Source organism: Micromonospora sp. NPDC051196, from assembly GCF_040682415.1.
Lineage (GTDB): Bacteria > Actinomycetota > Actinomycetes > Mycobacteriales > Micromonosporaceae > Micromonospora.
Genome location: NZ_JBFBAY010000008.1, coordinates 26,712 through 47,140, shown reverse-complemented (window position 1 = coordinate 47,140; position 20,429 = coordinate 26,712). Strand labels below are relative to the sequence as shown.

Here is a 20,429-nt window from a genome sequence, read left to right as displayed (position 1 = left end):
GTCCCTTTCAGTAACCCCGGCCGAATGCGAGCGGGTTACGTTTCGATTTCAAGCTACCGGACCGACCGGTCGGTCCGGTACGGTCCTCCTCAACGTACCGACTGGTCGGTAGGGGTCGCTGGGGAGGTGACACATGCCGGATAAAGCAGCAGCTAGTGGCCTGCTCACGGTCCATGACGGCCTGCGGACGGCTCTCGCCGGGCGCCCCGGAATCTACGTCGCCTGGGGCCCGGAACTGGCCGAGGACGCTTCCCCCGCCGCCGCGGCGCTCCGTGCCGCCGGTGCGAGTTGGGAATGGAGTGCCCTGGGCTTCGCCAGCCGATCCTTCTGGGATCTGCACGTGGGCATCCTTCCCATCGAGTCGGGCTTCTCCGTAGGCCTGCACTGGACCCGCGCACTCGACCACGAGGTCCGCCCCTGGGCACCGAACGCGGTGCCCGGAGGAACCCAGCGGTTCGCCGCAGTCGCCGGAGAGTACCAACTGCTCACCGCCGACTCCACAGGCGTCGCGACGCACAGTATCCGATCCGCCGTGGACGTGGCCCTGGCCGTCGCCACCCGGGTCCTATCCAAGATCACCGATGACGCTCACCCGGCCGAGGTGTTCGCACCAACAGATTGCACAACTAGGGAGAAGACATGCGGTTGAAGGGACGGCTGGTCGTCGCCACGTTGGCGAGCACCTGCATGCTGTTCGCCGCCGGGTGCGGTAACGCGACCGGCGACTCGAACTCGTCGGCGGGCTCGTCGGGCTCGTCGACAAACGGTTGCGACACCAAGGAGATCGGTCCGGGTGTCACGGACAGTGAGATCCTGGTGGGCACCACCATGCCCCTGTCCGGCTCGGGTGCCGCGGGTGGCCTCGGCACCAAGGAAGGGCAGGAGGCGTACTACGCCAAGCTGAACGCCGAGGGTGGCGTGCACGGTCGGAAGATCAAGCCGATCATCCTCGACGACGCGTACGACCCGTCGACCGCCCAGAAGCAGATGCGCCAGCTGGTCGAGAAGGAGGAGATCCTCGTCGTCTCCGGCGGTGAGGGCACCCCGAACTTCCTCGGCGCCGTGCCGTACCTCGACCGCAAGAAGGTACCGGCCATCGCGCCGTACGCGCCCAGCGACGAGCTCGGCGGCGACAAGAACCAGTACGTCTTCATGGCGACGGTCGACTACATCCAGGAATTCGAGATCCTGACCGACTACGTGCTCGCCCAGGAGACGCCGAAGAAGATGGCGCTCGTCGGCGTGGCCGGCAACGTCGGTGACAACGCGAAGCTCGGCATGGAGAAGGCGCTGGAAGGCAAGGGCATCGAGCTGCTCTACGTCCCCGAGACGCCGGGCACCACCGACTTCACGCCGATCGCCACCCAGCTCAAGCAGTTCGACGCCGAGTACGTGTTCCTCATCCTGACCAACGCCGACACCGGCGGCCTGCTCCAGGCGATGTCCCGCATCGGGTACACCCCGAAGACCGGTGCCTGGGCCGGCATGAGCGACGACTCCTACATCAAGGAGTTCGGTGCGCTCTCGCAGGACATGCTGGTCGCGCTGGAGACCTCGTCGCTGGAGAGCGAGAACCCGCTGGTCAAGCAGTTCGTCGCCGACTTCACCGCGCAGACCGGCAAGGCTCCGAGCAAGTTCAACCAGCTCGGCTGGGTGCAGGCGCAGCTGACCGCCGAGGCGCTGAAGCGGGCCGAGAGCCTCAACCGCGGCTGCGTGGTCGAGGCGCTCGAAACCTTCGAGAACTTCGAGACCGGCATTCTGCCCCCGGTCACCTGGGGCAAGGGTGACCGCGCCGGCGTCGACGCGGTCGGCATCGGCCAGATCAAGGGCGACAAGCTCGTCGTCCTCGAAGAGACCAAGTCCCTGCAGAAGTGACCCCTCCGGGGGTGGGTCCGGCGCAATCCGACCCACCCCCGGACCAGTACGAGACCAGGAGTCCACGTGGGTGACCTCGGTCAGATCATTCTCGGCGGCATCACCACCGGCAGCCTCTACGCACTTTTCCTGCTGGGCGTGCTGATCGTCTTCCAGGTCAGCAAGAGCATGAACTTCGCGTACGGGCAGGTCGGCATGATCGCCGCCTTCAGCGCATGGTTCTTCTACTCCGAGCAGGGCCTGCCCGTACCGGTGGCGCTGGTGATCGGTGTGCTGCTCGCCGTGATCGTGAACAGCGCGATCGACTTCGCCGCCATTCGCCGGATCCCGGCGGGTCGGCCGGGCCTGGACCTGGTCGTCACCCTCGGCATCTTCCTGCTCATCACCGCCGTCATGCAGCAGCTGATCGACGCCAACGCGCACACCTTCATCTCGCTCGGCGCGGACACCCGCACCGAGGTCGCCGGGGTGGTGGTCAGCATGAGTGACGGCATCGTCATCGGCCTGACCGTGGTGACCGTCCTGGCGGCGTACCTGCTGCTCAACCGGACCAGCCTGGGCACGTCGCTGCGGGCGAGCGCCGAGGACGCCGGCATCGCGCAGGCGGCCGGCGTGAACGTCCGGGCGCTGCGGACCGCCACCTGGGCGGTGGCCGGTCTGATCGCGGCGGTCGTCGCCATCCTGGTCGCCAGCCGACTGTCGGTTGACGCGTTCTACATGACGCCGTTCCTGATCAAGGCGTTCATCGCCGGGATGATCGGCGGCCTCGACCGGTTCTGGCTGCCGCTGGTGGTCGCCGTGGCGCTCGGGGTCTACGAGTCGCTGGCGGTCTACCTGCTCGGCGCGAGCGCCGGCACGCCGGCGGTCTTCCTCCTGATCATCGTCGTCCTGGCGCTGGTGCCGAAGCGGTTCGTCAACGAGCGGAACGAGGTGCGAGCATGACCGGCACCACCATGACGCGGCCCCGCCGCGACGGGAAGAGCCCGGCGGTGGGCAAAGGCCGGGGCGTACCCCGCCTGCTGACCCGGGTGGCCGTCTTCGCCGTGATCGCCGCGGTCCCGCCGCTGTTCTTCGACGACTACTGGGTGTTCATGGCGGCGCAGGTCCTCGCGTTCGCGGTGGCCACCCTGGGCCTGGACATCCTGTACGGGCGGACCGGGCAGATGTCGTTGGCGCACGCCTCCTTCATGGGCGTGGGTGCCTACACCACCTACGTCATGTCGTCGTACGGCTACGGGCCGGCGATGCAGCTCGCCGCAGTGATCGGCGTGGCGCTGATCGCCGCGCTGGTCGTCTCCGTACCCACGCTGCGACTGTCCGGCATGCGGCTGGCGCTGGTGACGCTCGCCTTCGGTGAACTGCTGGCCTGGGCCATCCGGAACACCACCGACCTGACCGGCGGCACCCAGGGGGCCTCGGTCGCCCCGCTGCTGATCGGCCGGCTGGACTCCAGCGAGCCGCTGCACGCCTACCTGATCGCGCTGGTCCCCGCGGCCATCGCGACCGCGTTCGCCGTGCACCTCGGCCGGACCCAGCTCGGCCGCCGGATGCTGGCCGTACGCGACAGCGAACTCGCCGCGGAGTCGGTCGGCGTGGCGGTGGCCCGTACGAAGATCACCGCGTTCCTGCTCAGCGCCGTGTACGCGGGCGTCGCCGGCTGGCTCTACGCCGGCATCACCGGATTCATCGCACCGCCCGACTTCGACCTGTTCGCCTCGGTGTACCTCTTCGTCGCCGTGGTGATCGGCGGCGCGGGCACCGTGCTGGGGGCCTGGCTGGGCGCCTCGTACGTGGTGCTGATGCCCGAGGTGTTCACCCTGGCCGGCCAGCCGAACCTCTACCCGATCGTGGGTGGCGCCCTGCTGGCGATCGTGGCCCTGGTGGTGCCCGACGGCATCGTCGGGCTGGGGCGCAACGTGTGGCGTCGGATCAGAGGCGTACGTGGGGACGAGGAGGAATCGAGATGAGCACGGCCACCGGCGCACCGCACGTACGGACCGAAGGGTTGACCGTCCGGTACGGCGCCTTCCTGGCGCTGCGTGACGTCACCGTCAGCCTCCCGGCGGGCGGGATCAGCGGCCTGATCGGCCCCAACGGTGCGGGCAAGACGACATTGCTCAACGCGATCAGTGGTTTCACGCCGATCGCCGAGGGCTCGGTGCACATCGGTCACCGCAACATCACCGCGCTCGGCACCCGCCGCCGCGCTCTCGCCGGCGTCGTGCGCGGCTTCCAGACGGTACGGCTGATGGAACGCGAGTCGGTGCTGACCAACGTGCTGGTCGGGACCGAGCGGCTGCCGCAGCCGAACGCGCTCGCCCAGTTCCTCGCGTTGCCGTCCCAGTGGCGCGCCCGCAACCGGGACATGGCGGCGGCGACCGAGGTGCTCGACCTGCTGGGCCTGGCCCGGCAGGCGCACCGCCGGGTGGACGAACTGCCGTTCGCCAGCCGCCGCCTGGTGGAGGTGGCCCGGGTCCTGGTCTCCTCACCGTCGGTGATCCTGCTGGACGAGCCGGCCGCCGGTCTCGACCAGGAGGGGCGGCAGGAGTTGGCCGCCGTACTCACCCGGGTGCATGAGAACCATCCGTCGACCATGGTCGTCGTCGAGCACGACGTGGACCTGGTCAAGAGCCTCTGCTCCTACGTCATCGCCCTCGACTCCGGTGCCTTCCTGCGCGACGGCACCCCGGCCGAGGTGTTCGGTGACCGTCAGGTGCAGCTCGCGTACTTCGGGAGGGCCGCAAGTGCTGACGCTTGAGTCGGTCAAGGGCTGGTACGGCTCGACCCAGGCCCTGTTCGGGGTGAACCTGCGCGTACCGCCGGGCAAGACCGTCGCCCTGGTCGGCACGAACGGTGCCGGCAAGACCACCACGCTGCGGGCCATCCTCGGCGCGGTCCGCACCGAGGGGTCGGTACGCGTCGACGACGTGGACATCTCGGCGAAGCCGACGCACCGGCGGGTCAACGACCACCACATCGCGGTCGTCCACGAGGGTCGGGGCCTGCTGTCCCAGCTGACCGTCCTGGAGAACCTGACGGTCGGGGCGAACCGCGCGCAGCGGGCCCGCATCGACGAGGTGTTGGACCTGTTCCCGGCGCTGCAGGGGCGTACCCACCAGAAGGTGTCGCTGCTCTCCGGCGGGCAGCAGCAGATGGTGGCGCTGGGTCGGGCGCTGCTGCGCGACCCGAAGTACCTGCTGCTGGACGAGCCGGGTCTGGGCCTGGCACCGGTCGTGATCGACGAGATCTACCGCTACATCGCCGAGTTGTGCTCGCGTGGCATGGGGGTGCTGCTCGTCGAGCAGAGCGTCGCGCGGGCCGCGAGCGTCGCCGACGAACTCGTCCTGCTCCGCGTCGGCACCGTCGACCGGGTCATCGACACCGCCGACGCCGCCCAGGTCGACCAACTCGTCGCCGACGCGTTCGGCGTCCATCACTGACAATCGAAAGGACTCACGTGAGCACCATCGCACTGACGAACGCCACTGTCTTCGACGCCACCGGCGCGGAGCCCGTGGAGGGTGCCACCGTCGTGGTGGACGGCGAACTGATTGTCGACGTAGCGGCCGGCGGTGCGGTGCCGGCCAGCGCCGACCGGGTGATCGACTGCGGCGGCCGGACCGTGATGCCCGGCCTCATGGACGCGCACGTGCACATCGGCGCGATCGACGTCAACATCCTCGAACAGCACCGGAACTACCAGACCAGCCACGCGGCGCTGAAGATGGGGCGGATCCTGAACCGCACCCTGATGCAGGGCTACACCACCGTGCGGGACGCCGGTGGCTGCGACGCGGGTTTCCGGCAGGCCGTCGAGCAGGGTGACATCCTCGGCCCCCGGCTGCTGGTGTCGAACGCGCCGCTGTCCATGACCGGGGGACACGCCGACTGGCGGCGTCCCACCGAGCGCGGCAACACCGTCGAGTGCTGCTCCCAGGTGGGCATGAACGCGATCGTCGCGGACGGCCCGGAAGAGATCCGCAAGGGCGTACGGGAGAACATCCGCACCGGTGCCGACCAGATCAAGGTCATGGCCAGCGGCGGCGCGATGTCCCCCGCCGACGAGCTGGACACCATCCAGTACAGCCCGGAGGAGCTGCGGATGGCGGTGCAGACCGCCGAGGCGGCCGGCAAGTACGTGCTGGCGCACGCCTACTCCTCCGCCGCGATCCGCAACTGCGTCGAAGCCGGCGTCCGCTCGATCGAGCACGGCAACCTGATGGACGAGGCGACCGCCGCGCTGCTCGCCGAGGTCGGCACCTACCTGGTGCCCACCCTCTCCACCTACGAGCTGCTGCACCGCCAGGGTGCCGAGCACGGGGTCGCCCCGGAACCGCTGGAGAAGATCCGGATGGCCCACGAGCAGGGCCTGCGTTCGCTGGAGTACGCCTACCGTGCCGGCGTACGCATCGCCAGCGGCTCCGATCTGCTCGGTCCGATGTTCGTGCACAAGCACCGGGAGCTGTCCCTCAAGGCGGAGATCATGCCGGCCGCGGCGGTGCTGATCGCCACGACCCGCGTCAACGCGGAGCTGTTCGGCCTGGCCGACCGGCTCGGCACGGTCGAGGTCGGCAAGCTCGCCGACCTGATCGTCGTGGACGGACGCCCCTGGGAGGACATCGAGGTCTTCGCCAACCCCACCGCCGTGCCCGTGGTCATCAAGGGCGGCGACCTGGTCAAGTACGAGCTCTCCTGATCTGACCCCCTGACGAGGAGGAAAACCATGGCCCCCGTGACCCTCGCCGCCGCGAACGTGCGTATCGAGCACGACAAGGCGCGCAACCTGGCGAAGTTCCTGGAGATGATCGACGAGGCCGCCACCAAGGGCGTCGACGTGCTGGTGCTGCCGGAGGTCGGCCTCCAGGGCTACGCCGATTTCGCCTTCGGCCTCGGTGACAAGGGCACCGCCGCGCAGAAGCAGTACTACTTCCGCGAGGCCGAGCCGGTGCCCGGCCCGGCCACCGAGGCCATCCGGGCCAAGGCCGCCGAGCACGGCATGTACGTCCAACTCGGGCTCGCCGAACGGGCCGGGCACGGCAACGTGATCCTCAACGCGACCGCGTTGATCGGCCCCGACGGTGTGGTGGGCGTGTACCGCAAGACCCACAACACCTTCGAGTTCCCGTACTTCAACGCCGGCCAGTCCACGCCGGTGTTCGACCTGCCGTTTGCCCGCGCCGCCAGCCTGATCTGCTACGACCTGGCCTTCCCCGAGCTGATGCGGGTTTTCGCGCTGCAGGGTGCGACGCTGGGCCTGATGTCCACGGCGTGGCCGATGAAGGGCCACGACCCGGCCGACGACTACCACGGCTTCGCCATGGACCTCTCCGCCCAGGCCAACGCCTTCTTCAACCAGATGTGGCTGGTCGTCTCCAACCACTGCGAGAAGGGCGTCTACACCGCCGGGCTCGACTACTGGGGGCACAGCCAGATCGTCGACCCGTACGGCAAGGTCGTCGCGATGCTGACCGACGAGGAGGGCCTGGTCACGCACACCGCCGACCTGGACGCCACCACGCTGGCCAGCCGCACCGAGGGCTTCTTCGGGCTGAACCTGATCCAGGACCGGCGTCCCGACCTCTACGGCCCGATCGTCGCCACCGACCCGTACGCGCCGACCGACCGTCCCGCGCCCACCCCGCGCGGTCCGCTCGACCAGAAGGCCGGCTGACATGCTGCGCCAGGTCATCCTGAAGACTGCGGCCAGCCGCCGCGCCCGGCGGGCGATCGAGGCCACCCCGCTCACCCGTGCCGTCGTGGACCGGTTCGTCGCCGGTGAGAACGTGCCCGCCGCCGTACGCGCGTCGGAGGGGCTGCACGGCGCCGGTTGTCTCGCCACCCTGGACTACCTCGGCGAGGACACCACCGACCGGGCCCACGCCGAGCACGTCACCGGGCAGTACGTGGCACTGCTCGACGGGCTCGCCGACGCCGGGCTGACCGGCATGGCGGAGGTCTCGATCAAGTTGTCCGCGCTCGGTCAGGCCCTGCCCCGCGAGGGCGAGGCCCTCGCGTTGGACAACGCGGCCCGCATCTGCGCGGCCGCCGCGCGGGCGGGCACCACGGTCACCGTGGACATGGAGGACCACACCACCACCGACTCGACGCTGGGCATCGTCGCCCAGTTGCGTGGGGACTTCCCGGAGACCGGCGCGGTCATCCAGGCGTACCTGCGGCGCAGCGAAGGCGACTGCCGTGACCTGGCGACCGCCGGTTCGCGGGTCCGGCTGTGCAAGGGCGCCTACCGGGAGCCGGCGAGCGTGGCCTACCAGGCTCGCGCCGAAGTGACCCAGGCGTACCTGCGGTGCGCCGAGATCCTGATGGCCGGCCCCGGCTACCCGATGCTCGCCACGCACGACCCCGAGCTCATCGTGGCCGGCACCCGGCTGGCCGCCGACCGCCCCGGCGGCGTCACCGGCTACGAGTTCCAGATGCTGTACGGCATCCGCCCCACCGAGCAGCGGCGGCTCGCCGAAGCAGGCCACCAGGTCCGGGTGTACGTGCCGTTCGGCGAGGAGTGGTACGGCTACCTGATGCGGCGTCTCGCCGAGCGCCCGGCCAACCTCATGTTCTTCTTCCGGGCTCTCACCAGCCGCAACTGACCAGGAGCAACGCAGTCTGATGGACGCCGTCACCACCACCCCTGCACCGGTCAACGAGCCGAACCTCTCGTACGCGCCGGGCAGCCCGGAACGCACCGGGCTGACCGCGAAGCTGGGCGAACTCGCCGGCCAGCGGTTCGAACTGGACATGACCATCGATGGTCGACGCCGCATCGGCGGCGGCGACCGGATCGACATCGTCCAGCCGCACCGCCACCGCCACGTCCTCGGCACCCTCGGCAACGCCACCCACGACGACGCCCGAGCTGCGGTCGACGCGGCGAAGCAGGCCGCCGGTGACTGGCGGGCGCTCTCCTTCGACGAGCGGGCGGCGGTCTTCCTCAAGGCCGCCGACCTGCTCGCCGGGCCGTGGCGGCAGACGCTGAACGCGGCCACCATGCTGGGCCAGTCGAAGACGGCGTTCCAGGCGGAGATCGACTCGGCCTGCGAGCTGATCGACTTCTGGCGCTTCAACGTGCACTTCGCCCGGCAGATCCGCACCGAGCAGCCACAGTCCTCGCCCGGCGTGTGGAACCGCGTCGACCACCGGCCGCTGGAGGGCTTCGTCTACGCGATCACGCCGTTCAACTTCACCGCCATCGCCGGAAACCTGCCCACCGCGCCTGCCCTGATGGGCAACACGGTGGTGTGGAAGCCGTCGCCGACTCAGCAGTTGGCCGCGTGGTGGACGATGCGCCTGCTGGAGGCGGCCGGTCTGCCGCCCGGGGTCATCAACATGGTGACCGGTGACGGTCTCGCCGTCTCCGACGTCGCGCTCGCCGACCCGGAGCTGGCCGGCATCCACTTCACCGGCTCGACCGCCACCTTCCAGCACCTGTGGCGCACGGTCGGCGAGCGGATCGGCAGCTACCGCAGCTATCCGCGGATCGTCGGCGAGACCGGCGGCAAGGACTTCATCGTCGCCCACCCGTCGGCGGATGTCGACGTGCTGCGTACCGCCATGATCCGGGGGGCGTTCGAGTTCCAGGGGCAGAAGTGCTCGGCCGCCTCCCGGGCGTACGTGCCCCGCTCCCTCTGGCCCCAGCTGCGCGAGGACCTGATCGCCGAGGTGGAGTCGCTGACCATGGGCGACGTCACCGACCTGTCCCACTTCATGGGGGCGGTCATCGACGGGCGGGCCTTCGCCCGGCACGCCGTCGCGATCGAGCGGGCCCGCGCCACCGCCAGCTGCGAGATCCTCGCCGGTGGTGGGTACGACGATAGCGAAGGCTGGTTCGTCCGGCCCACGATCATCGAGTGCACCGACCCGACCGACGAGGTCTTCACGACCGAGTACTTCGGGCCGATCCTCGCGGTGCACGTCTACGAGGACGAGGCGTACGAGGCGACGCTGGCCCAACTGGAGTCCGTCTCCGCGTACGCGCTGACCGGCTCGATCATCGCGCAGGACCGCGCGGCCATCGCGCACGCCGCGCAGGTGCTGCGCTTCGCGGCCGGGAACTTCTACGTCAACGACAAGCCCACCGGGGCGGTGGTCGGCCAGCAGCCCTTCGGTGGCGGGCGGGCCAGCGGCACCAACGACAAGGCCGGTTCCGCCCAGAACCTGCTGCGCTGGACCAGCGCCCGCACCATCAAGGAGACCTTCGTGCCGGCGACGGACCACCGCTACCCGCACATGGCCTGAACGCCGTCGCCCCCGCCATCCCCTGCTGCGCAGGCGGTGGCGGGGGCGATCGGGGCGCAGATCAGTGGTACATCAGGCCGCCGGACTGCGCGGTGGCCAGGCGACGGCCGTACCACTTGGGCCAGACGAAGTCGGTGCGCATACTCGCACCACTCCACGAGGCGGACTGCGGAACCAACCCACCGGAACCACCGTGGAACAGGGCGACCGACCCGGATGCGGGCCGCTCCGGGTCCGCGCCGACCAGTTCCCCGGGCGAGGCCACGATCGCGTCCAGCGGGCCCTTGCCGTCGAGGTTGAGGATGGCCACCTCGCCGCCGAACTGGTCGTTGCTCTCGGCCCCACCCGGCACAACCGGGTGGTCCTGGTCGAAGCCCTGGGCGCCGGTGCCGGTCAGCCCGGAGGCGGACCCCTTGAGCAGGGCTACCGTGCCCGCCCGCTTCTTCGTACCGATCGCCTCACCGGGCGCACCCACCAGCACGTCGGCCCGACCGTCGCCGGTCACGTCACCGACCGCGAGGGTCGCACCGAACAGGTCACCGACCTCCGCCGAGCCAGGCACCCCGGGCGTACGCTGGCTGAACATCTTCGCCGCGCTGCTGGACAGGCCGGCGCCACCGGTACGACCGGTGAAGACCGCGACCATGCCCTCGTTGCCCTTCGGGGACTGCGTGTACGGCGCCCCGGCGATCACCTCGCCCAGTTTGTCGCCGTTGACGTCCCCGATGGCCAGCGCCATGCCGAGGCCCCGCACGTAGCTGTCGTCACGACCGGTCGCCTTGCGCAACGCCGCCCCGGTGACCGAGGTGGCGCCGCTGAGCTTCACGCCGTTCGCCGAGCCCCACATCAGCGTGAGCATGCCGCTGCCGGTCGGCGAACTGTTCTCGTTCTCCCCGGGTGCGCCGATGACCAGGTCGGCGTACTTGTTGTCGTTCACCTTGCCGATCGCCAGGGTCCAGCCGAAGTGGTCGTTGCGCTCGGCGGAACCCGGCACGGCGGCCTGGTTCTGGTGCAACTGCTGCGCACCGGTGCCGGTCAGTCCGCTGGTCCCGCCGTACAGGACGGTGACCGCACCGGCGTAGGTGAGCTCGCCGATCGCCTCGCCGTACGCCCCGACCGCCAGGTCGTCGCGGCCGTCACCGTTGATGTCACCGGCCGCCAGCGCCGAGCCGAACCAGTCTCCCTGCTCGGAGGCGCCCGGCACTCCCGAGGTGCTCTGGGTGAAATGCTTCGCCCCGTCGATCCGCAAACCGGTGCTGCTGCCGGGGATCACCCAGACCCCTCCGGCGTTCACCTTCGCGCTCAGGTCGTACTCACCGTGGTCGCCGACGGCCAAGTCGTCGTAGCCGTCACCGTTGAAGTCCCCGGCAGCGAGAACCTCACCGAAGGCGGGCTCACCGCCGGCCGGCGTGACCGCTGTCGCGTAGTAGTCCACGTACGGTGCGGAGGAGTAGCGGACCACCACCAGACCCATCGGGGTCTGCGGGAAGCGGTGCTCGGAAGGGTCGGCGGAGGCGGCGATGTCGTCGACGCCGTCACCGTCGAAGTCGGACCGGGTCGGCCCGGTTCCCTTGACCGGGGTGGTCGCCTTCGCCACCCGGTAGTGCTGAAGGACGATCCCGTCCCGGGTGACCGTCCGATGCTCATTCGCTGCCGCCGGGGCGGGCACACTCACCGCCAGACCGGTGGCAATTGCCAACGTGGACAGTCCTGCGACAGTTCGCCGCATCAAGAACCCCCGCTTTCAGGTGATCAGAAGTATCGTGGGCCGCCACTGACCGGGCCGGCGATCCGAGCGCCGTACCACTGCGGCCAGATTCGGTCGGTGCGCAGCGACGCACCACTCCAGGAGCCCGCCTGCGGCACGAGACCGCCCGAGGCACCGTGGAACCGCGACAACGTGCCGGAAGGGTACCCGGCCTGGTCACCGGCGACTTCCTCACCCGTCGATGCCACGATCGCATCCAGTGGGCCCTTGCCGTCGAGGTTGAGGATGGCGACCGAAGCGCCGAACTGGTCACCACGCTCCGCACCGCCCGGCACCACCGCGTGGTCCTGGTCGAACCCCTGGGCCCCGGTACCGGTCAGCCCGGAGGCAGAGCCCTTGAGCAGGGCAATCGTGCCCGCCTCGGTCTTCTTGCCGATCGCCTCACCGGGCGCACCCACAAGCACGTCGGCCCGACCGTCGCCGGTCACGTCACCCACCGCGAGCGCCGCACCGAACCGGTCCTCCTGCTCCGGGCTGCCCGGAACACCGGCCGTGCGCTGGGTGATGATCTTCACAGCTTTGCCGGACAGCCCCGCGCCACCGGAACGACCGGTGAAGGCCGCGATCAGACCACCGTTGAGGTGCGGGGTCTGGGCACCGGGCGCCCCGGCGATCACCTCGCCCAGCCCGTCGCCGTTCACGTCACCGATCGCCAACGACATCCCGAGATACCAGGCGATGGTGTCCTCGCGGCCGGTCGCATGGTAAACCCCCGCGCCGGTGACCGAGGTGGCGCCGCTGAGCTTCACCCCGTTGGCGGAACCCCACATCAGGGTCACCATGCCGCTGCCGTTCCAGGACGTACCGTCATTCTCCTGTGGAGCACCGATGACCAGATCGGCGTACTTGTTCTCGTTCACCTTGCCGATCGCCAGCGTCCAGCCGAAGTGGTCACGGCGCTCGGCGGCACCCGGCACGGCGGCGAGATTCTGGTGCAGTTGCTGCGCACCCGTGGTCCGCAGGCCGTACACCCCGCCATACAGGACGGTGACCGCACCGGCCTCCTTGAGCTTGCCGATCGACTCGCCGTGCGCCCCGATCGCCAGATCGTCGCGGCCGTCGCCGTTGATGTCACCGGCCGCCAGCGCCGCGCCGAACCAGTCGTAGTCCTCCGCCGCACCGGGCACCCCAGGGCTGCTCTGGTTGAAGTGCTGCGTCGAGTCGACCACCAGACCGTTGCGGCTACCCGGAATCACCCACACCCCACCGGCATGGGTCTTGTTGCCCGGATCGACCTCATCCGAGTCGCCGATGGCCAGGTCGTCGTAGCCGTCGCCGTTGAAGTCGCCGGCCACCAGGGCCATACCGAAGCAGCCACAGCCGCCATCCGACGAGAGCACACCCGCGAAGTAGTCGACGTGCGGTGCGGACGAGTAGCGCACCACCACGATCCCGGTCGAATGGTGTGCCAGTCGCTCGTGCGTTGAGCCACTGGCAGCCGCGATGTCGTCGACCCCGTCACCGTCGAAGTCGGAGCGGGTCGGTCCGGTCCCCTTCACCGGGGTGACCGGCTTCGGCACCCGGTGGTACTGGAGGATCACATCCTCCCGGGTGATCGTCCGGAACTCCTCCGCCGCCGCCTGTGCAGGAGGACTCACCATCAGGCTCGCCGCAACCGCCAACACCGACACTCCGGCAAGCCTGCGCCGCATCAGCGCCCCCGTTCCCCTGCTCAGTACCACGGTCCGCTGCTCTGCGGCCCGGCGATCCGCCAGCCGTACTCCAGCAACTCCAGACGGTTGGTGTTCAGGGCACGCCCGCTCCACGAACCGGACTGCGCGACGATCCCGCTGGAGGAACCGTGGAACCGGGACAACGTCGCGGAGGGGTATCCGGGAATATCCCCGGCGACCTCCTCCCTGGTCGACCCCACGATGGCGTCCAGTGGACCCTTGCCGTTGAGGTTCAACAGCGCTACCGAGCCGCCGAACCGGTCACCGCGCTCGGCTCCACCCGGAACGACCGAGTGGTTCTGGTCGAACCCCTGCGCGCCCTTGCCGGTCAACCCGGACGACGAGCCCTTGAGCAGGGTGATCATGCCAGCCTCGGCCTTCGTACCGATCGCCTCGGTGTGTGCACCGACCAGCACGTCCGCCCGACCGTCGCCGGTCACGTCACCGGCCGCCAGCGTCGCGCCGAACCGGTCACCACTTTCCGGTGAGCCCGGCACCCCGGTCGTACGCTGCGTGATGATCTTCACGGCCTTGCCGGACAGCCCCGCGCCGCCGGTACGGCCGGTGAAGACCGCGATCAGACCACCGTCGACGTGCGGGGTCTGCGCGTTCGGTGCCCCGGCGATGACCTCGCCCAACCCGTCACCGTTCACGTCACCGATCGCCAGCGACATGCCCAGGTACCAGGCGATCGTGTCCTTGCGCCCGGTCGCCTGGTACACCCCCGCGCCGGTGACCGAGGTCGCCCCGCTGAGCTTCACCCCGCTCGCCGAACCCCACATCAGGGTCACTATGCCGCTGCCGTTGGCGCCGCTGCCGTCGTTCTCGTGCGGCGCGCCGATGACCAGGTCGGCGTACTTGTTGTTGTTGACCTTGCCGATGGCCAGCGACATGCCGAAATGATCACGACGTTCGGCCGATCCCGGCACCGCCGCCTGGTTCTGGTGCAACTGCTGGGCGCCGGTACCGGTCAGACCGCCACTTCCGCCGTACAGGATGGTGACCGCACCGGCCTCCTTGACACTGCCGATCGCCTCCTTGAAGGCACCGATCGCGAGGTCGTCCCGTCCGTCGCCGTTGATGTCACCGGCCGCCAGCGAGGCGCCGAACGCGTCCCGGTCCTCCGACTCGCCGGGTACCCCGGGGGAACTCTGGTTGAAGTGCTTGGTCGAGTCGACCACCAGGCCGGTGCGACTGCCTGGGATGATCCAGACACCGCCGCCATGCGCATTGTTCTTCCGGGTGTCGGCCTCGTCGGCGTCACCGATCGCCAGGTCGTCGTAGCCGTCACCGTTGAAGTCACCGGCCACCAGCGCGATGCCGAAGCTGGAGATGTTGTCCACCCCCGTGCCGATGAAGTAGTCGACGTGCGGCGCAGACGAGTAGCGCACCACCACCACGCCCGTCGGATAGTGCGGCAGGCTGTGGTTGAGCCAGCCGGCCGAGGCCGCGATGTCGTCGACCCCGTCGCCGTCGAAGTCGGAGCGGGTCGCCCCGGACCCCTTCACCGGCGTGACCGCCTTCGCCACCCGGTGGTACTGCATGATCAGTCCGTCCCGGGTGATGGTCCGGAACTCGTCGGCGGCCTGGGCGGGAGCACTCACCGCCAGCCCGGCCAGAATCGTCAGAACCGTCAGCCCGGCAAGCCTGCGTCGCATCGAAAACCCCGCATCCCCGTAGTCGCTCCCACATCATAGGGATACGTAGATCAATAGCCATATCCGTCCGGCCAGACGTCGCGGCCTGTACAGCCAGAAACCGGTCATGGGCGCAGCCCGGGAAACAGCAGAACGCCCGGTGCGATCCTCACGGATCGACCGGGCGTTCTCGCACTTCATGAGCGGTGGCGGCGGGATTTGAACCCGCGGAGGGCGTAAACCCTCACACGCTTTCGAGGCGTGCTCCTTAGGCCACTCGGACACGCCACCGCCGAGTAGGCTACAGGACTCCCGGCTCGGACGCCGAACCGGTCCCCGGCCACCCGGCCTGGCAGGATCACTGCCATGAGTACGCACATCGGCGCGAAGCCGGGCGAGATCGCCGAGCGGGTCCTGATGCCGGGTGACCCCCTGCGGGCCAAGTGGATCGCGGAGACCTACCTCGAAGGCGCGAACTGCTACTCGACGGTCCGGGGGATGCTGGGCTTCACCGGCCGCTGGAACGGGGTCGAGGTCTCCGTGCAGGGGTCCGGGATGGGCATGCCGTCCGCCTCGATCTACGCCCACGAGCTGGTCAACGAGTACGGCGTGAAGTCGCTGATCCGGGTCGGCTCGTGTGGCGCGTTGTCCGAGGATCTGCAGCTGCGGGACGTGATCGCGGCGATCGGGTCGTCCACGGACTCGAACATGAACCGGGTGCGCTTCGACGGGCTGATCGACTACGCCCCGGTCGCCGATTTCGGGCTGCTGCGTACCTCGGTCGAGGTGGCCGAGCGGCGCGGCATCGCGATGCGGGTCGGGCCGATCCTGGCTGCGGACGCCTTCTACACCGACCGGCCGGACCTTTACGACCGGCTGGCCGACTACGGGGTGTTGGCGGTGGAGATGGAGTCGGCCGCGCTCTACACCATCGCCGCCCGGTTCAAGGCTCGGGCGTTGACGCTGCTGACCGTCAGCGACCACATCAAGACCGGCGAGAAGACCACCTCGCAGGAGCGGGAGCAGACCTTCGGCCAGATGGTCGAGATCGCCCTGGACACGATCGTCACCTGAAGCGCGCACCCACCAGCGTCCCGTCACCGCATCGCCGGTGGCGGGACGCTTTCGTGTCGAGGGGTGACGGCCGTCACCGATAAATAAATACGACCGGTCGGTTTTATTTAGTACGGTGGCAGGCATGACCGTCGACGGCCGCCTCGCCCGGGGTGAGCGCACCCGCACCGCAGTGCTGGATGCCGCCGTCAGCCTGGCCTCCGAAAGCGGCCTCGACGGGCTGTCGCTCGGGCATCTCGCCGACTCCCTCGGGGTCAGCAAGTCCGGCATCTTCGCGCACTGGCGTTCCAAGGAGGCGCTCCAGCTCGCCACAATCGACCGGGCCGTGGCGCAGTGGCAGGAGCTGATCATCGCTCCGGCCCTACGCGCACCCCGGGGCGTACGCCGCATCCACGCCCTGCACGAGGCCCGGATCGACTTCTACGCCACCCGGGTGCTGCCCGGTGGCTGTTTCTTCGGCACCACCGAGTTCGAGTTCAACGCCCGGCCGGGTGCGGTCCACGATCGCCTCGCCACCGTTCTCGCCGACTGGACGGCGTTCCTGGAACGACTCGTCCGCGAGGCGGTCGAGCTGGGCGAGCTCCCTGCCGAGGTGGACGTGGCACTGCTGGCGTACGAGATCGATTCGTTCGGGATCGCCGCCGCGATGCGCTCGCGCCTGTTCGATCCGGAAAGCACCTACCGGCACGCCCGCCGGAGCGTGCTGGACCGGCTCCGGGGCCTCAGCCCCGATCCCACCCTGCTACCGGAAGGCCCGTCATGAGCAACGCCGTCGCCGATCCCGCCGCCGTCGAGTACGGCCATCTCGAGCACGCCATGGTGCACTTCGACGACCTCGACGCCATGGGCATCCTGCACAACGCGCGGTACGCGGTGCTGCTGGAACGGGCGCTGACCGCCTACTGGTCCGCCAACGGGGTCGCGTTGCGCAACGGGCAGGCCACCACCCCCGACGTGTTCCACGCGGTCCGCGAGTTCGCCATCAGCTACCGGACGCCGATCACCGGCACCGGCCCGGTCGGCGTGCACTTCTGGCTGGACCACCTGGGCACCAGCAGCGCCGTCTACGCCTTCCGGTTCCACTCGGTCGACGGCACGACGGTGTACGCCGAGGGGCGGCGGACCGTCGTCCGGCTGGACCCGGCGACCCTGCGCCCGGCGCCTTGGACGGACACCGCCCGAGGCATCGCCAGCACGCTGCTGCGCCCCGCCTGACGACCGCTACACCCGACCGGCTGCGACGACGGCCAAAGCGGCGTCAGCGGAAGAAGGCGCGCATGACGGTGCCGGTCTCGGTGGCCAGGACGCCGCCGTACACCTCGGGGCGATGGTTGAGGCGGCGGTCGCGCAGGACGTCCCAGAGCGAGCCGGCGGCGCCCGTCTTCGGTTCCCAGGCGCCGAAGACCACGGTGGACACCCGGGACAGCACCAGCGCGCCCGCGCACATGGTGCAGGGCTCCAGGGTGACCACCAGGGTGCAGCCGTCCAACCGCCGGCGGCCCAGCCGTTCGGCGCCCCGCCGCAGCGCCAGCACCTCGGCGTGCGCGGTCGGGTCACCGGTCAGTTCCCGCTCGTTGCGGCCGATCGCCAGCTCGCTGCCGTCCGGGCCGTAGAGCACCGCACCCACCGGCACGTCGTCGGCCTGCGGGGACGGGTCGGGAACGTCCGGACCGGTGACCGCGACCTCCAGGGCGCGGCGCATCCAGAGTTCGTGTCGCTGCCGGCGACCGGTGCCGCTCAGATCCGCCAGGCCCTCATCCGCTCCCGGACCCGCTCGTCCGACCGCACCCGGCGTGGGCTGCCCGGCCCGGACCGTCTCCAACGCCGGATCGGTCGCGTCGGCCGGCTCGCCACCGCCCGGAGGCAGGGCCCCAGCCGATCCGGCACCACCGGCCGGGTCAGACCTCACGCAACTCCTCGACGTCGTCGACGCAGCCCAGCACCAGGCAGACCTCGGCGGTGACGTCGGCCGGCATCATTCCCTCGTGGGCGCAGAGGGCGAGCAGCCGCTGCGCGGGGATGCCCAGGTCGGCCAGGAGGTCCGCCTCGCCCACCGGGTCGGCCTCCGGGTCGACGGCCGGCTGCTCGTTGTCGTCGCCGCTGGTCGGCGCCGGATTCGCCGCCTCGGTGTCATCCAGCCCGGTGACCGAAGCCTTCAGGTCACCGACCAGCAGGGCGCCCAGCCGGGACTCCTCGGCGAAGGCCGAGTCCGAGCCGAAGACCCGCAGGTCCTCGCCTTCGTCGAGGCGCAGGATGACGAGGTAGGTGTCGTCCGCCTCGACGAACAGCAGCGACAGGTCGGCGTCGGGAGCGACGTCGCGCAGCCGTTCGGCGACCTCGTCGACGTCGGTGGCACCCCGCAGACTCAACTCGGCGGCCGTCCAGCCGCCCTTTTCGCGTACCACGGCCGCAGCGAAGTACGACACGGTCCCCCCAAGTAGCCCTTGGCACAGCTCACGCCGGCCGTTACGCGTGCACGTTAGCCGGTCGGGCCGGCAGGCGACCGGTCAACGCCCCGAAGGGCCGGTCATTCCTGGGGAAGTATCTGAACCGCTCAGCCGGCGAGCCGGCGGCGGGTGGCGATGAGCTGACGCAGTCGCTCGGTGCGCACCCGCTGTGGCCGTTCTCGTTCGCGTACCGCGCGGGCGTCCGCCAACTGCGCGAGCAGCTGAATTCGGCGACGGCTGCGATCCGGATCGAGCCGCGGAGTGGTCCAGGCCATACCGGGAGAGTGCCGAGTCCTGGCGGCACAGTCAAGATGGGTTTCAGTGCCTGCACGACGACGCAACGCACTCGATGTCGGCAGGAATCACCAGAGCGGCCAATCTCCACTGCTCCACCACCGGGCGGCCACCGCGGCGGCGGCGATGCTCCACCCTCCGGCGGTGACGATGGCGATGCCGGTGGCCACTCCCCGGTCGCCGTACCGGACCAGCACCAGAGCCGCCAGCCAGGCCAGCGCTCCGGCGATCAGGGTCCACCAGGCGTACCCGGTGAGGCTGCGGCCGAGCAGCCCGAAGATGACCAACCAGGCGGCCGTACCGGCGGCTCCGGCGGCGACGGAGGCGCCGCTGACCGGGTTCGGCTCGCGGTAGGTGGGACGAGGAGGGCGTCCGGCTGGGAAGAGACCCGACGGGCTGTACGGCATCATCGCTGGCCACTCCTCCCACGCTTGGTCGGTGGTACTGCTCACCGTACCGGCTCGACCGCTGCCGGTCGGCCGGCGGCGCACGCGGCCCGGTCGAACGAGGCGTGGTCTGTCAGGATGGCCCGGTGGTTTCGCTGACCGGACGACGCCTGCCGTACGCGGTGCTGCTGCTCGCGCCGATGCTCGCCGTCGGCTGCGGGACCGGCGCCGGGCCCACGTGGGCCGAGCCGGCCGGCAGCCCGACCAGCGCGACCGCCTCGACCAGCCCGACCGCACCGTCCGGTCCGGGGGGGTCCAGCGCCGCACCGACCGCCGGCGCGGACAGCGCCGACCAACCGGCACCGACCGCCACACCGACTCGGGACCGGCTACCGCACGTCTTTCCGGTACGCGCCCGGAAGGTCGACTACCACCCGACCCACTCCGGGTACCCGGGCACGGACATCTTCGCCGACTGCGGCGAGCCGTTCGTGGCGGTCACCGACGGCACGGTCGGCGAGGTCAGCCGCCGGGACCGGTACGACAAGCGGGGCACACAGGGCCCGTACAACGGCGGTCTGTCGGTGTCGGTGCTCGGCGACGACGGCGTCCGCTACTACGGCTCACACCTGACCGAGGTCGCCGTGGGCATCGAACCCGGCGTGCGGGTGCGGGCCGGTCAGCAACTCGGCACCGTGGGCCGGACGGGAAACGCCAACAACGTCTGTCATCTGCACTTCGGCATCTCTCCGCCGTGCCTGGGCGAGGACGGCTGGTGGATCCGCCGAGGGGTGGTCTGGCCGGCGCCGTACCTGGATTCGTGGCGCAAGGGTGGCAATCGCGCGCCGGCGGCGGAGGTCGCCGCCTGGCACCGCCGACACGGCTGTCCGGCGAAACCACCGGGACGCTGAACCGAAGCGTCGCGTCCGGCGTGATTCGCACGTCATCACTTCGCAACATTGACGGACGTCTTGTTCGTGAACTACCGTCCGCATAACACGAAGAGAGCGCTCTCTCAGCTACCTAAA

The 20,429-nt window shown here is 69.9% G+C and carries 21 protein-coding genes and 1 tRNA gene; 14 read left to right on the top strand and 8 right to left on the bottom strand.

Going from position 1 to position 20,429, the window contains the following annotated elements; translation table 11 throughout:
- The first annotated feature begins 133 nt into the window (after positions 1–133).
- The 10 genes from AB0M35_RS17075 (at position 134) to pruA (ending at position 10,122) form a co-directional block, all read left to right on the top strand.
- The gene (locus tag AB0M35_RS17075; RefSeq protein ID WP_363746298.1) at positions 134–649 is read left to right on the top strand and encodes a hypothetical protein; all 516 of its coding nucleotides are present in this window, start codon (positions 134–136) and stop codon (positions 647–649) included.
- Complete coding sequence (locus tag AB0M35_RS17070) at positions 640–1,875, top strand: ABC transporter substrate-binding protein (RefSeq protein ID WP_363746296.1); 1,236 nt, start codon at positions 640–642, stop codon at positions 1,873–1,875. Before AB0M35_RS17075 ends, AB0M35_RS17070 begins: the two co-directional genes overlap by 10 nt.
- Before the next feature lie 66 nt (positions 1,876–1,941).
- Positions 1,942–2,817, top strand: a complete 876-nt coding sequence (locus AB0M35_RS17065) for a branched-chain amino acid ABC transporter permease (protein WP_363746294.1) — start codon at positions 1,942–1,944, stop codon at positions 2,815–2,817.
- Positions 2,814–3,842: a branched-chain amino acid ABC transporter permease gene (locus tag AB0M35_RS17060; RefSeq protein ID WP_363746292.1), complete on the top strand. Its 1,029-nt coding sequence runs from the start codon at positions 2,814–2,816 to the stop codon at positions 3,840–3,842. Before AB0M35_RS17065 ends, AB0M35_RS17060 begins: the two co-directional genes overlap by 4 nt.
- Entirely contained in the window at positions 3,839–4,633 is a 795-nt protein-coding gene (locus AB0M35_RS17055) for an ATP-binding cassette domain-containing protein (protein WP_363746290.1), read from the top strand. The genes AB0M35_RS17060 and AB0M35_RS17055 overlap by 4 nt, the downstream gene beginning before the upstream one ends.
- Positions 4,620–5,315, top strand: a complete 696-nt coding sequence (locus tag AB0M35_RS17050) for an ABC transporter ATP-binding protein (protein WP_363746288.1) — start codon at positions 4,620–4,622, stop codon at positions 5,313–5,315. The genes AB0M35_RS17055 and AB0M35_RS17050 overlap by 14 nt, the downstream gene beginning before the upstream one ends.
- 17 nt (positions 5,316–5,332) lie before the next feature.
- Positions 5,333–6,571 carry an amidohydrolase family protein gene (locus tag AB0M35_RS17045; RefSeq protein ID WP_363746286.1) on the top strand — a complete coding sequence of 413 codons (1,239 nt, stop codon included), beginning with the start codon at positions 5,333–5,335 and terminating at the stop codon, positions 6,569–6,571.
- Between the two features lie 27 nt (positions 6,572–6,598).
- Positions 6,599–7,546 carry a carbon-nitrogen hydrolase family protein gene (locus tag AB0M35_RS17040; RefSeq protein WP_363746285.1) on the top strand — a complete coding sequence of 316 codons (948 nt, stop codon included), beginning with the start codon at positions 6,599–6,601 and terminating at the stop codon, positions 7,544–7,546.
- A 1-nt stretch (position 7,547) separates the two neighbouring features.
- Entirely contained in the window at positions 7,548–8,477 is a 930-nt protein-coding gene (locus AB0M35_RS17035) for a proline dehydrogenase family protein (protein WP_363746283.1), read from the top strand.
- A 19-nt stretch (positions 8,478–8,496) separates the two neighbouring features.
- Positions 8,497–10,122, top strand: a complete 1,626-nt coding sequence (gene pruA, locus AB0M35_RS17030; protein ID WP_363746281.1) for an L-glutamate gamma-semialdehyde dehydrogenase — start codon at positions 8,497–8,499, stop codon at positions 10,120–10,122.
- A 61-nt stretch (positions 10,123–10,183) separates the two neighbouring features.
- On the opposite strand, the gene AB0M35_RS17025 is transcribed toward pruA, so the two are convergent.
- The 4 genes from AB0M35_RS17025 to AB0M35_RS17010 form a co-directional block, all read right to left on the bottom strand.
- Positions 10,184–11,821 carry a hypothetical protein gene (locus AB0M35_RS17025; RefSeq protein ID WP_363746279.1) on the bottom strand — a complete coding sequence of 546 codons (1,638 nt, stop codon included), beginning with the start codon at positions 11,819–11,821 and terminating at the stop codon, positions 10,184–10,186.
- Between the two features lie 53 nt (positions 11,822–11,874).
- Complete coding sequence (locus AB0M35_RS17020) at positions 11,875–13,542, bottom strand: FG-GAP-like repeat-containing protein (protein ID WP_363746277.1); 1,668 nt, start codon at positions 13,540–13,542, stop codon at positions 11,875–11,877.
- Between the two features lie 20 nt (positions 13,543–13,562).
- Complete coding sequence (locus AB0M35_RS17015; protein WP_363746275.1) at positions 13,563–15,221, bottom strand: hypothetical protein; 1,659 nt, start codon at positions 15,219–15,221, stop codon at positions 13,563–13,565.
- Between the two features lie 183 nt (positions 15,222–15,404).
- Positions 15,405–15,491 (bottom strand) — tRNA-Ser (locus tag AB0M35_RS17010).
- Positions 15,492–15,566: 75 nt separating this feature from the next.
- On the opposite strand from AB0M35_RS17010, the gene deoD reads away from it, so the two are divergent.
- The 3 genes from deoD to AB0M35_RS16995 all read left to right on the top strand — a co-directional run bounded on the left by deoD (position 15,567) and on the right by AB0M35_RS16995 (position 17,489).
- Entirely contained in the window at positions 15,567–16,274 is a 708-nt protein-coding gene (gene deoD / locus AB0M35_RS17005; RefSeq protein WP_363746273.1) for a purine-nucleoside phosphorylase, read from the top strand.
- 124 nt (positions 16,275–16,398) lie between these two features.
- On the top strand, positions 16,399–17,037 hold the full coding sequence (locus tag AB0M35_RS17000) for a TetR/AcrR family transcriptional regulator (protein ID WP_363746271.1): 639 nt from the start codon (positions 16,399–16,401) through the stop codon (positions 17,035–17,037).
- Positions 17,034–17,489 carry a thioesterase family protein gene (locus AB0M35_RS16995; RefSeq protein ID WP_363746269.1) on the top strand — a complete coding sequence of 152 codons (456 nt, stop codon included), beginning with the start codon at positions 17,034–17,036 and terminating at the stop codon, positions 17,487–17,489. Before AB0M35_RS17000 ends, AB0M35_RS16995 begins: the two co-directional genes overlap by 4 nt.
- Before the next feature lie 43 nt (positions 17,490–17,532).
- Here AB0M35_RS16995 and AB0M35_RS16990 read toward each other — a convergent pair whose 3' ends face one another.
- From AB0M35_RS16990 to AB0M35_RS16975, 4 genes are all read right to left on the bottom strand, one after another.
- Positions 17,533–18,024 (bottom strand): nucleoside deaminase, encoded by a 492-nt coding sequence (locus tag AB0M35_RS16990; RefSeq protein ID WP_363746703.1) that lies wholly within the window; start codon positions 18,022–18,024, stop codon positions 17,533–17,535.
- A gap of 148 nt (positions 18,025–18,172) precedes the next feature.
- Entirely contained in the window at positions 18,173–18,700 is a 528-nt protein-coding gene (locus AB0M35_RS16985; protein ID WP_363746267.1) for a tRNA adenosine deaminase-associated protein, read from the bottom strand.
- 128 nt (positions 18,701–18,828) lie between these two features.
- Positions 18,829–18,996 carry a hypothetical protein gene (locus AB0M35_RS16980; protein WP_363746265.1) on the bottom strand — a complete coding sequence of 56 codons (168 nt, stop codon included), beginning with the start codon at positions 18,994–18,996 and terminating at the stop codon, positions 18,829–18,831.
- An 87-nt stretch (positions 18,997–19,083) separates the two neighbouring features.
- The gene (locus tag AB0M35_RS16975) at positions 19,084–19,425 is read right to left on the bottom strand and encodes a hypothetical protein (protein WP_363746263.1); all 342 of its coding nucleotides are present in this window, start codon (positions 19,423–19,425) and stop codon (positions 19,084–19,086) included.
- A gap of 176 nt (positions 19,426–19,601) precedes the next feature.
- Here AB0M35_RS16975 and AB0M35_RS16970 point away from each other — a divergent pair, with 176 nt between their 5' ends.
- Positions 19,602–20,312, top strand: a complete 711-nt coding sequence (locus AB0M35_RS16970; protein WP_363746701.1) for a peptidoglycan DD-metalloendopeptidase family protein — start codon at positions 19,602–19,604, stop codon at positions 20,310–20,312.
- Positions 20,313–20,429: the final 117 nt, after the last annotated feature.